This is a genomic window from Maridesulfovibrio salinus (genome assembly GCF_055394525.1).
Genome location: NZ_AP042461.1, coordinates 2227256 through 2239793, shown reverse-complemented (window position 1 = coordinate 2239793; position 12538 = coordinate 2227256). Strand labels below are relative to the sequence as shown.

Annotated in this window: 10 protein-coding genes; 2 read left to right on the top strand and 8 right to left on the bottom strand. The window is 46.9% G+C overall.

Features of this window, described 5'->3' with window-relative positions; translation table 11 throughout:
* Positions 1-248 precede the first annotated feature (248 nt).
* From ACZ5PW_RS10045 to gpt, 3 genes are all read right to left on the bottom strand, one after another.
* Positions 249-1307, bottom strand: coding sequence for an ABC transporter permease (locus ACZ5PW_RS10045; protein ID WP_464552800.1), 1059 nt, complete (start codon positions 1305-1307; stop codon positions 249-251).
* A 6-nt stretch (positions 1308-1313) separates the two neighbouring features.
* Positions 1314-2390: a BMP family ABC transporter substrate-binding protein gene (locus tag ACZ5PW_RS10040; protein WP_464560389.1), complete on the bottom strand. Its 1077-nt coding sequence runs from the start codon at positions 2388-2390 to the stop codon at positions 1314-1316.
* A gap of 196 nt (positions 2391-2586) precedes the next feature.
* On the bottom strand, positions 2587-3087 hold the full coding sequence (gpt, locus tag ACZ5PW_RS10035) for a xanthine phosphoribosyltransferase (protein WP_464552797.1): 501 nt from the start codon (positions 3085-3087) through the stop codon (positions 2587-2589).
* 348 nt (positions 3088-3435) lie between these two features.
* Between gpt and ACZ5PW_RS10030 the strand changes: the two genes are divergently transcribed.
* The gene (locus tag ACZ5PW_RS10030) at positions 3436-4518 is read left to right on the top strand and encodes a GGDEF domain-containing protein (protein WP_464552794.1); all 1083 of its coding nucleotides are present in this window, start codon (positions 3436-3438) and stop codon (positions 4516-4518) included.
* Between the two features lie 2 nt (positions 4519-4520).
* A complete protein-coding gene (locus ACZ5PW_RS10025; RefSeq protein ID WP_464552791.1) occupies positions 4521-6458 on the top strand; it encodes a S9 family peptidase in 1938 nt (645 codons plus the stop codon).
* A 135-nt stretch (positions 6459-6593) separates the two neighbouring features.
* Here ACZ5PW_RS10025 and ACZ5PW_RS10020 read toward each other — a convergent pair whose 3' ends face one another.
* The 5 genes from ACZ5PW_RS10020 to ACZ5PW_RS10000 form a co-directional block, all read right to left on the bottom strand.
* On the bottom strand, positions 6594-7913 hold the full coding sequence (locus ACZ5PW_RS10020) for a deoxyguanosinetriphosphate triphosphohydrolase (RefSeq protein WP_464552788.1): 1320 nt from the start codon (positions 7911-7913) through the stop codon (positions 6594-6596).
* Positions 7914-8135: 222 nt separating this feature from the next.
* The gene (locus ACZ5PW_RS10015) at positions 8136-9569 is read right to left on the bottom strand and encodes a dihydrolipoyl dehydrogenase family protein (RefSeq protein ID WP_464552786.1); all 1434 of its coding nucleotides are present in this window, start codon (positions 9567-9569) and stop codon (positions 8136-8138) included.
* Positions 9570-9583: 14 nt separating this feature from the next.
* Positions 9584-10534 carry a glucokinase gene (locus tag ACZ5PW_RS10010; protein WP_464552783.1) on the bottom strand — a complete coding sequence of 317 codons (951 nt, stop codon included), beginning with the start codon at positions 10532-10534 and terminating at the stop codon, positions 9584-9586.
* Positions 10535-10747: 213 nt separating this feature from the next.
* Entirely contained in the window at positions 10748-11617 is an 870-nt protein-coding gene (locus tag ACZ5PW_RS10005; protein ID WP_464552780.1) for a motility protein A, read from the bottom strand.
* A gap of 11 nt (positions 11618-11628) precedes the next feature.
* Positions 11629-12351, bottom strand: a complete 723-nt coding sequence (locus ACZ5PW_RS10000; RefSeq protein ID WP_464552778.1) for an OmpA/MotB family protein — start codon at positions 12349-12351, stop codon at positions 11629-11631.
* Positions 12352-12538 lie beyond the last annotated feature (187 nt).

Here is a 12538-nt window from a genome sequence, read left to right as displayed (position 1 = left end):
ATAATTTATGTTGCCTTCGGTGACCCGGCCGGGGCCTCTCCAAGGGCCGGATTAACTTTTAAATAGTTGATCCGGACTCTAAATCTTTAACAGAATCTGGAAGCTGCTCAATTATGGAGACCGGTCAAGACTCCTCAGGAGACACCCAGTTGAAAATCTGGGGCTGACACAACCTCTTTTAGAGCAACGGCAAACCTTTTGAAAAATAAAAAGACCTTTGCCAGAAGGCTCAAAACACCAGATCCGAACTAATTCTTTTTGACTATCTTATAAGTAACCAGCATCTGACCGGCCAAAACGGACATAAGAATAAGCCCTTCCATAATCGAGCCGAATGATGCGGGTGTCTGCAGCTCAAGCTGCATATTCTCAACACCAACCCGCAGTGCGGCCAGAAGATAGGCGGAAATACCGATATAAAGTGGATGCAGGCGGGCAAGCCATGCCACAACAATCGCAGTATATCCATAACCGACCATGATCGAAGGCTGTAGCCTGTTTATTGTAGCTGAAGCCTCGATACATCCAGCCCAGCCCGCCAGAGCACCGGAAAGAGCCATAACGAGAATGGTCAGCATACCGTAAGGAAGTCTGGAGTACATTGCGACCTTGACGCCCTCACCGGCAACCTTGATTTCAAATCCTAGGCGGGTGAAACGCATAAAAGCCCACATAGCGACTCCAGCCCCAACGCATACGGCAAAACCCCAGTGAAGTCGGGTATCACCAATCTGATCTATGATGGCCGCGGGAGAAAATTCCGGAGTAACCGGAAAACCGAAACTGGCGGGATCTTTCCAGACTCCGAAAACAAGATATTCCAACAGAAGAATGGCTATATAATTAAGCATCAACGTGGAAATAATCTCGTTAACCTGAAGCTTCAGTCGCAGTATTGCCGGGATATAGGCCCAAAAAGCACCAAACAGCGCGGCACAGGCAAACATCAGCGGCATCAGAACCAATCCCGGGAGATCCGGAAAAGTGAGCGCAGCCCAAGTGGCACCAATGGCGCCAAGGGCGAACTGTCCTTCAGCACCAATGTTCCAGACCTGCATTCTGAATGCGATTGCAACACCCAGTGCGCAAAGAAAAATAGGGATAGATTTTAAAAGGGCATCTTCCAAAGCCCATGAAGCACCAAAGGACCCCTGCCAAAGCACAAGAAGTCCCTGAACGGCGGATTTACCCTGCAATTCAAGCAGGAGCGCGCTGATCCCGAAGGATAAAACCAGAGCGCCCACGACAATAATCGGGACGCCCCAGTTCCAGGGTTCGTCGCGCTTTTGTAAGCGATAACCCATCATAAATAATTACTTGGTATTTCCGATTACGCCTTCAACAAACCAGTTCATACCGAGCATCTCGGGATCAGTCATGGTTTTTCCGGCGGGGACGATTTCCTTGCCGTTCTGGTCTTTGAGGGGACCTACGAAAACAGCATTTTTTCCTTCGACAATGGCTTTTTTGGCCTCAAGGACTTTATCCTTGACGTTCTGGGGAACCATGGGACCGAAAGGAGCGATATCAACTACGCCCTGATCCATGCCCCACCAGAGGGATTCATTGCCCTGCCAGACACCGTCACGAACCTGCTCAACTGTGTTCTTGAACAGGGGAGCCCAGTTCCAAACAGCAGCGGTGAGATGGGCCTTGGGAGCCATCTTGGACATATCGGAGTTGTAAGCGATGGAATATTTGCCACGTTCCTGTGCAGCTTCCTGAGGACCGGGAGAATCCTGATGCTGAGTGATGATGTCAGCTTTCATGTCCAGAAGGGAAATAGCGGCGTCTTTTTCCAATGCAGGGTCATACCAGGTCTTGGTCCAGACAACACGGACTTTTGCATCGGGGTTAACGGAGCGCACACCAAGAGTGAAAGCGTTGATACCACGGATGACTTCGGGGATGGGGAAAGCTGCAACGTAACCGATAACGTCAGATTCAGTCATCATACCAGCAACGATACCGGTTAGGTAACGGGCCTGGTACATACGTCCGAAGTAGTTGCTCATGTTCGGGGTGGACTTGAAACCGGAGCAGTGCATGAAAGCAACTTTGGGGAACTTCTTGGAAACTTTGACCATGGGGTCCATGTAACCGAAGCTGGTTCCGAAAATTACGTCAAAACCCTTACGGGCAAAGTTGAGAACAACACGCTCAGAGTCAGGACCTTCGGGTACGGACTCAACATACTTAGTTTCAACCCAGGGAAGAGCATCAATTGCCTTACGGCCCTGATCCTGGGCATAGGAGTAACCTTCGTCACCCACGGGAGAAATGTAGACAAAACCGACTTTGAGCTTATCTTTCTTAGCTCCGGCAAAAGCCACGGACGCCACAGTTACGGACATAGCCGCAACAAGGGCCATAAGCAGAACTTTACGCATCATCCACTCCTTGATTCAATTTTGAAACAGTCAACGAAGTTCCGTACCAACGAATCTTCCCTCTAACATAACAGACAAGGCTCAAAACAAATAAAAAACAAATACACAACCAGCCCCCGGACTCCCTGGCCCGGCAGCTGGCATGCAAATGTCTGTTCTGATCCTTAAATTATCTTAAAGCCTTGAAATACAGGCCTTAAACTTCCGATTTTTCCTGCGAAACCTTTACAATGGGTTGTGCAAACTGTGTTGCACTGTCCCACGGAAAGAGTATCCAGGTGTCCTGGCTTACTTCAGTTATGAAGGTGTCAACCAGAGGACGGCCTTCAGGTTTGGCGTACACTGTTGCGAAATGGGCTTTAGGAACCATTTCACGGACAAGCTTTGCTGTTCCTCCGGTATCAACGAGATCGTCAACCAGAAGCCATCCTTCGCCGTCACCTTTGAAGTCCTTAAGCACAGTAGCTTTCTTTTCCTGAGTTTTCCAATCATAAGTGGAAATGCAGACTGTGTCGATAAGTCTCACTTCCAGTTCGCGGGCAATAATTGCAGCGGGAACAAGCCCGCCACGGGTAATTGCCAGAATACCTTCAAAAGGTCCCAGCTCAAGCAGCCGCCATGACAATGCTCTGCAATCTCGGTGCAGTTGCTCCCATGAAATGGGATACATTTTAGAATATCTGTCTGCCTTGGACAATTTTATTCTCCTTGGATTTCCTTCTGTGCACGCGGATTCCCTAGCTCAAGGAATGCATAAGGGCAACAGAAAAATACACGCAATTCCGCATTTGTGTAAAAAAGATGTTTGTATGCGGAAGCTCCTAAAGAGACAATAACTGCCGATTTAAATGTTCTCAAGACCTCTTCAGCCTGACAAGATAGCAGTTTCATCCGCAAAACGTCTACTGCTTAAGAGCACAACGAAAAATCAATAATTCACTTACAATTGTATCCGGCATATTTTGATTTTACATAATTTACCGGCAAGGCTAGAATCAAGATAGTCTGGGGAAATTAACGACAAACAAGCTACAAGGTAAAATACATGCGACACAAAGACGCAAATCAGCTCAAATATAAAATAACCCTGCCTCTGATAATGCTGCTGTCACTGGCAGCGGCTGCTTTTTTCCATAACATCATCATTGACCAACGGGGCTACAACGACGTTCAGGCCAAACTGAACGGAATAAAGCTCAATGCATATGACACAATGAATTCTGAAACCGGTACGGATTATGATTTTCACCGTATGCAGACTTTTCTGGAAGAGCTTGAAAAATATCCCAAAAATCAAAGATTTTATAAAGACCTGCACCATGAAAACACTGACCTTTTCAACAGGGCTCTAAATTTCATAGCTGCAGCTCAATCAAAAAATACAGAAAAGATGACCATCACTCTGAAGAGACTCGATGAAGCATTGTCTATGGCTCTTAACGATATCTACCAGACTCACAAATCCGATGCCAACCGGAAGATTAAAATAGAATACGCAATTCTTTTCATGATCTGTCTTCTGGTCGGAATTCACTTTTTTTTCGTGGATAATCCCATGAAAGAAGAACTGATCCGAAACGCCCGCGAAAAGGAGGTCAGCAAGTCTACAATTCAGAAACTTGCCGAAAGAGATACCCTGACCAACCTTCCGGGCCGCATGAAATTCTACGAAGAGTCTGATCGCGAAGTCGCGGCGGCTACCCGCTATGGCGCAGATCTCGTCCTGATTAAAATGGATATACACAAATTTAAGGATATAAACCGTGCCCACGGCCAGAAAGCCGGGGACAAACTTCTGGCATCTTTTGCCAGAACCATACGCAAAAACCTGCGCCGCCCAGACAGTTTTTACAGAGTGGGAGGTGATAAATTCATAATTCTCGCCCCGCACACCAGCATAAAAAACGCCCGCAATCTGGTGGAAAAAATAAGCAGATTGATAGAATCAAACAAAAATACAGGCAATATCTCTTTCGATGTTAACATCGGTATTGCGGCCTGCACCCCGGATGACAACGCGGAGACACTGCTGAAAAAAGTTGATTCAGCTCTACATGAATCTAAAAAGGAAGGTGCTGGAGCTGTATTTTTTTACCCGGAACCAACTCAAACTCAAACTGAAAATTAAAAATGAAAAACATCAAACAACTGACCTGCCTGCTTATTGTTTTTGTCCTCTTGTCCTGTGCAATTTCCTGCAGCTCTATTCAAAATACCACTCCTCAGGCTTTACCGGATACCCCGGCTCTTAATAATTCCGGTCAGATTCCACTGCGGGATTTTTTCCGTAATCCTGTAGCTGAAGCTTTTACGATTTCGCCAGACGGGACAAAAGTTGCCTGGACTGCCCCCTGGCAGGATCGTATGAATATTTTTGTAAAAGACCTTTCAAGTGGAAGAATCACACAGGTAACTAATGCCACCAGACGAGGTATAGCAGGATATTTCTGGGTCGGTAACGAAAATATAGTTTACGGGCAGGACACAGGCGGAGATGAAAATTTTCATACCTACGCAGCCAGTCTTGACGGGAGTGGAACAAAAAACCTGACTCCATTCGAAAACGTACGGACCAACCTTCTTGATGATCTGGAAAACGATGACGAACACATCCTGATTACCATGAATAGACGCGATCCGCGCCTGTTTGACGTTTACCGTCTCAACATATTGAGTGGGGAGCTGAAACTTAAGGCGAAAAATCCCGGTGATATAACTGGCTGGATTACAGATAATGATGGAGTCCTGCGCATGGCTATAGCCAGCCGGGGCGGTTACAACGTCATCCTTTACCGAGAAAATGAACAGGAGTTGTTCAAAGCCATCAAGACTGTGGACTTCCGAACCAGATTCGCTCCCCTGTTCTTTGATTTTGATAACCGCAAAATCTATGTCTCTTCCAACCTTAATCGTGACAAGGCCGCTATATATCTATTCAATCCCGAATCCCTTGAGCTTGAACAACTTGTTTTCGAGCATCCGGATGTTGATGTCTCGCAGTTATTGCGCTCTAAAAAGCGCCGGATAATCACCGGTGCAGGTTACTACTCCGATAAGCATCATTACGTTTTCTTTGACGACCTACGGGAGGAAATCCAGAATGACCTCGAGAGCCAATTGCCTGGCTATGAGGTAGTGGTAAGCGGTTTAGATAAAGAGGAATCAAAATTCATTATCCGGACTTATTCTGACCGGAATCTGGGAGCGGGGTACATCTATGACATTGAATCTCGAAAGTTGGAAAAGATAGCTGACGTCAGTCCTTGGCTGGATGAATCCCGAATGGCCAAAATGCGCCCCATATCTTTCACCTCACGGGATAAGCTGCCCATCAACGGCTACCTGACCCTACCCGTGGGCAAGAAACCCGAAAACCTTCCAGTAGTACTCAACCCGCATGGTGGTCCATGGGCTCGAGACCACTGGGGATTCAACCCGGAAGTCCAGTTCCTTGCCAATCGGGGAATAGCGGTTCTACAAGTGAACTTTCGCGGTTCCACCGGATACGGACGCTCCTTCTGGGAAAAGGGATTCAAGCAATGGGGCCGCAAAATGCAGGACGACCTCACCGATGCTGTAAACTGGCTTGTTGAACAAGGTATCGCCGATCCCGAACGTGTTGCCATCTACGGAGCTTCATATGGCGGCTATGCCACCCTCGCGGGACTGACATTCACCCCGGATCTATATGCCTGCGGAATAGATTTTGTTGGACCTTCAAACCTGTTTACTCTTCTGGAAACACTGCCGCCTTACTGGGAAACTGAGCGGGACCGATTTTACACAATGATAGGAGACCCGGTCCGTGATTACAAAATGTTGCGGGAAGTGTCCCCGGTTTTTCATGTGGACCGCATCAAGGCACCATTATTTGTGGCTCAAGGGGCAAATGATCCCAGAGTCAAAAAAGCCGAATCCGACCAGATTGTGCAAGCCTTAAGAAGCAGGGGAATAAATGTGGAATACATGGTGAAGGAGGACGAGGGACACGGTTTCATGAATCAGGAAAACAAGTTTGATTTCTATGAGGCAATGGAAAAATTCTTGATAGACTGCCTTGAAATCTAAGCTTTGAAGATCCTTCAGGACCGACTTGAAGACCACCAAAAAAAAGACCGGCAGGATAATCCAATCCTGCCGGTTTATCTTTGTTTTTAATTTACGGAAGTACAAGTCCCCCGTAAAAGAAGTTCTAAAACGGTCCTATCTGCGCATCAGAGAAATACCTGAAATCTTGTTGAAAGTGCGAACTGCAAAGGCGTCTGTCATACCGGAAACATAATCAACGATCTTCTGAGTATTCTTGTACACACCTGCCCCCTCGACCGGTTTGTACAGATCAGGCAGAAGTTTCACCGACTTCCTGCTTTTGGAGCTGAGTTTTTCTTCTGTATGAAGCTCGCATACAATCTGACCGAAAAAGTCCAGTATCTTCCATAAAACTTCGTACGCTGCGGCCTCTGTATCAATAACTTCGGTAGAGTTATAAACCTTCTCTATGGCAACTTTCTTTAAAAGGCTGAACTCTTCAGCTTTTTCAATAGACTCCGTCAGGCTGTAATCAAATTCACCTTTTAAAATGGCTTCTTCTTTATCGAGAAAGACCTCACAGGAACTGGTCACAAGAGCATTGATGGCCATCGCGCGCAGATATTCCACTTTCTCTTTCTGCTCATCCATTTTATCCATCCGCTCCGCAATTGCTGGAGCATTACCGAGAATATCCATAAACATATCACGTATATTCTCAAAGGATACCAGTCCCAGCCGAAAACCGTCTTCCATATCCACAATATGATAGCAGATGTCATCAGCAGCTTCCACGAGATAAGCAAATGGATGCCTTGCCCACCTGTTTTCAGCTATGTTTATAAGCCCTAAATGCTCGGCTATCTCAGAATAAACATCCGCTTCACTGAGAAAAATTCCGAATTTCTTTTTTTTGCCCGCATGCTCAGACGTGAAGGGATACTTGGTGAAAGCCGCAAGTGTCGCGCATGTGAGCTGCATTCCGCCCGGATTTCCGGCTCGCTGTAAGGCCAGAACATTACGCAGCCCCTGAGCATTACCTTCAAAAATCTTAAAATCATCGCGCTTCTTTTTGCCTATCCAGGTACAAAGATTGTTTCCGGTTTCAGTGCTTTCAAACCAGTCACGGATAGCGTCTTCCCCGGAATGGCCGAACGGAGGATTCCCTATATCGTGCATCAGACAAGCCGTGGCAACAATGGTGGCAGGTTCAGCAGGCATGAAATCGAGACCATGCTTTTCAATCAGCCTGCTGCCGACCATGAAGCCCAGAGAACGCCCGACAGAAGAAGTCTCAAGACTGTGAGTCAGACGGGTGCGCACATAATCGCTCTTGGAAAGAGGAAAAACCTGAGTTTTGTCCTGCAGCCTGCGAAAAGCCGAAGAAAAAATTATGCGGTCAAAATCCTTCTGGAACTCACTGCGGTCCGGGCTGATCTCAACTATTTTTTCCCTGCCGATTCTCTGTCTGCTGAGTAATTTATCCCACTGCATTATTTATCCTTTTATTTATCCGAAATGCACAAGAAACTATGTTGCAAAAAGTTTAACCCATAACGCTGACATTCTGCCGTGCACCACCCGCACTGAGCTTCTTGCGCTTAGAACACGCAATTCATTTACATTGATATCTTCCATTCTTCAATAAAGCTTTGAATATCTGACTGGTTTTAATGAAAAACATCCAGCTTCCGGGCCAAATAAAACAAATACCACTTACCCACGATAAGAGAACAGCAGCTTTAATATTTTTCTTACCCGATCTGAAAAGAGCTTTTCACCCAAGGGTTTTCCCGCCACTTTTTTATTGATTTCCCCTAGAGTAGGATAAGGATGAACCGCTCCGGCGAGAGTTGCCAGCCCGACCTTTCCGTTCACAGCCGCCACCCACTCGGACAGCAGCTCCCCGGCATGGACCGCGGCAATCTGGCAGCCCAGAGGCTTACCGCGTTTATCAAGTAGAAGCTTGATCCGCCCTTTCGCCTCCCCCTCCGCCAAAGCACGATCGCTGGATGAAAATTCTTCCACTACGGTACGGTATTCAATATTCTGCTCCCTTGCCCTCTTTTCATTCATTCCCACACTTGCAAGCTCAGGATCAGTATATGTGCACCACGGAAGCCATTTATAGTCAGCCTTGCGTGGAAGATTAAAAACCGCATTGGATATTACAATTCCGCCTTCATATCCTGCGGCATGTGTAAAACGGTACTTGCCTGTCACATCCCCGGCAGCGAAAATGTGTGGAACCGAAGTCCGCAAGCGTGAATCAACCACCACAGAACCACGTTTCAAATTTACCCCCGCATTTTCAAGCCCCAGATCTTCCGTATTGGAACGACGGCCCAGAGCCACCAGCAGCTTCTGCCCTTTAACTGTTTCTGCTTTCCCCCGGGATTCCAGCAGGACTTCGACTCCTCCAGCAGTTTCCCGCACTTCATTTACTTTTGAATCAAGAACAAATCTGACCCCATCCTCACACATTCCCTCCATTACAAATTGGGCCATATCCTCATCTTCCTTACTCAAAATATGGCTGCTACGCTGGATAACGGTAACCGGGCAGCCTAGACGGCTGAAGGATTGGGCCATTTCAACAGCAATTGGCCCACCACCAAGGATGACCAGAGACTCGGGAAGTTCAGTGAGAGAAAAAATATCAAGATTTGTAAGATAAGGAGTTTTTTCCAAACCTTTTATAGCCGGAACAGAAGGGGATGACCCGCTTGCAATAACCCATTTACGGGCGGATAGCATTCGTCCGTTAAGCTCAACAGTATGCTTATCAACAAAATGACAATGCCCGAATTTAACATCAACTCCCAGTGAAGTGGATCTTTCAACGGAATCATGGACCTGAATTACTGAAATGACCTCGGCAATACGCTGAGCCACCTTTGAATAATCTACAGGAGATAGCTCCACACCCGGCAAGCCGAAATCCTCTGCCCTGCTCATTAGTTTTCTTACACGGGCGGTTCTGATCAGGGTCTTGCTCGGAACACAGCCATAGTGAAGACAATCGCCGCCAAGCTTTTCTTCTTTCTCTATCAGAAGAACCTTAACTCCCAATTGGGCCGCTCCGGCGGAAACGGTCAAGCCTGCGGCTCCCCCACCGATCACTCCAAGATCGTATTCATAGTCAGCCATCATGACTCCATATTTTATAAATCCATCATTCCGCGTAAAGCCGCCCCGTAAAGTCCACTATCCTGATTGTCGTTCAGAAAAACCGGAATACATCCTAAAAGGTCTTTCATGGAAGATGAATTCATAAATTCCTGCATGAATACGGGCTGATCCACCACAAATTGATTTTTAGCGACAATTCCCCCCGAGATATAAAGCCCTCCCGTGGCGCAGACACTTAGAGCATAATTGCGGCAGCAGCGAGCTGTGAAACGAGAATACCACTCAAGAGTTCTGCCCCCTTCCTTCATCCTTGCGGCAACCTCGCTGGCCTCAAGCTCTTCTCCTGTCAGATATAGATGAAGTGCCGTCAGCCCTCTGCCTGTCAGAACCTCGTCTCCACAGGAGTATTTAATCCCACGGTATTCCTTTATGAAATTGCACAATTCCAGCTCTTCGGCATTTTCAACCGGAAAAGAGATGTGTCCCGCCTCGGACGGAGCAGGAACATATCCATAATCCGAAACCGGAATCAGGGCACAATGCCCCAGCCCGGTTCCAGCTCCGATAACGGCAACAGTTCCGGTCGGAGAAACATCCACATCATGAATAACTTTGCAGTTCTCTACAGCCGGAGTCCGGCAGGCATAGGCCTGCGCAACAAAATCATTTATTAGTACGGCCTCACTGAAGCCGTACTTTCCACAGCCGTCCCGAAAATCAACATCCCAGCTCACGTTGGTTACATTGCAGTACGTTCCGCGTATTACCGGTCCGGCAAGGGCAAATACAGCCACATCAAAATCCTGCGCAGAATACGAAAACTCACTCTCTTTGAGCATCTCCATAAGGTGCTCAAAACTTTCAGCCTTGATGCTTGAAAGCCACACCGTCTCCTTCATCACAAGGCTGCCCCCAGCGCTGCCTTCGAAGGCGGCAAAACGGCTGTTTGTCCCCCCAATATCCACTGCAAGTACACGTTTCATATATTTTATCCTTTGCTTACTGTTTCAGTACCTTGAGCATGAAACACATCCAACTGAAGATAGTATGATTATTCTATCAAAGTAAACTCGCAACAGGTCATTTTATTAAAAGTAAGCACAATGTCAAAAACCGGACGCAAAAAAGCGGCACTGCCAGAAGGCAGTGCCGCCCGATCGACTCTGATTATGCCGTAAGGTCTGTAAAACCGATACCTAAGAAGCCTTTGCCTTAACGAGAGGAACTTCATGTAAAAGCTTGTCTTTAGCTCCCTTCTCCTCTCTGCGCATTTTTATGTATTTGCGGGTAATATTTCTGAGTTCTTCACTCTTGGCTTCGCGGTCTTCAGGACAAAGAAAAGCAACCAGTTTTCTTTCAAGCTTGTAAGGGTTCTGCTCTTTCTTGATCGCCAGTACGCCGTCCATGATCATTTTCTGATTAATAAGCTCGTTGCGGGTTCTGGCGCGGACAGTTTCAGCCATTGGCGCAAAAATCATATTGCTGAGAATTACACCGTAAAGTGTTGAAATAAAGGCCACCGGAATATGTTTGAGAATCAGTTCAGGATTATCAATCCCCATAAGCAGGCCGATTAGTCCTATGACTGATCCGGCTACACCAAAAGCAGGAGCATAGCGGGCCATAGCCTGAAAAACCCTCTCGGACTCACTCCTGCGCATATGGAAAAATGACATCTCGGTTTTAAGGCAATCCTTGATTTCATCTTCCTCGAAATTATCTACAAGAAGAGTCAATGAGTTGCGGAGAAAAGATATGGTTGTTTTCTCTCCGGCCTTTTCAAGCGACAGCATTCCATCCATTCTGGACCGAACACTAAGGTCGAGCAGAGTATCCACAATCTCTTCATGTGTGGTAAGCCTTCCGGAATATGTTTCGTGAACAACCTTGAAGGCATCCTTAAGTTGCTCCACAGGATAACTGAGCAGTACAGCTACCGCCAGACCGGAAAGAACTATAGCCAGAGCCGCGGCATTCCAATAAAGGGCAATACCACCACTCAGCCAGAAGCTGGCCATAAAAATACTTGAGGCGAGAACCACGCCTGCCAGATTCTTTTTATTCATAACAGACCTCCTTACTTGGCATTCATGTCGGTGTTTATGACTATTATTTCCACCCTGCGGTTATTGCCCTTCACCTCTCCCATATCACCGGGAAGCTCCGGGGCGGAATCACCGCGTCCGCTTACAACTATGCGGACCGGGTCGATGGCTTTTTCGTAAACCAGATAACCCGCAACGCGTGCCGCACGGGTAGCAGAAAGCTCAAAAGCGGCCTTCTGCCCAACTCTGGACACATCACTTTGATCAACATGCCCTACAATATGAATAGCATGGGTACTGGTTTTCAATACTTCAGCAACTTCGGCAAGATATTGACGGGTTTTGGATTCAAAACGGCTGTTGCCCGGTGCGAAAAAAGCATCACCGCGCATAACGATTTTGAGTTCCCCATCTTCCTCATTCATACTGACAGCACCGTCATCGCTTCGATAAAGCGTATCCTGAGGAGTCAATAGCACCTGAGCACTGCTGCTCATGGCGTCACGGTGGAAGGAAATCATCTGAACAAGATCTTCGGCGGGATTGGTAGCCACCTGCTCACGGGCGTTTCCACTGAAAATCACTTTGATATTCTCTTTGGACTGGCTGTAGATAAACAACACAACAAAAAGAACAAACATGACCATCATAAGATCAGCCCAGGGAACAGACCAACCGCTCATGCCCGTATTTTCAGCCTCGGACGAATTGAAATCCAGCAGGCCGAGTTCGTTTTTAAGATCGTCAAATTTCATACCGTGCTCCATGATTCAGATGCACCGGAAAACAGTTCCAGTGCTTTTATCAGAATCTATAGCAATGGTAATGCCAACGTTCTAAAAAGTGTATATTCAGGGGATTAACAATGATTAATGCAGGAATAAGAAATGCTAAAAATTGAAAAAGTCAAAAACAGGACATAAACGGTTCAGAAAAATCACC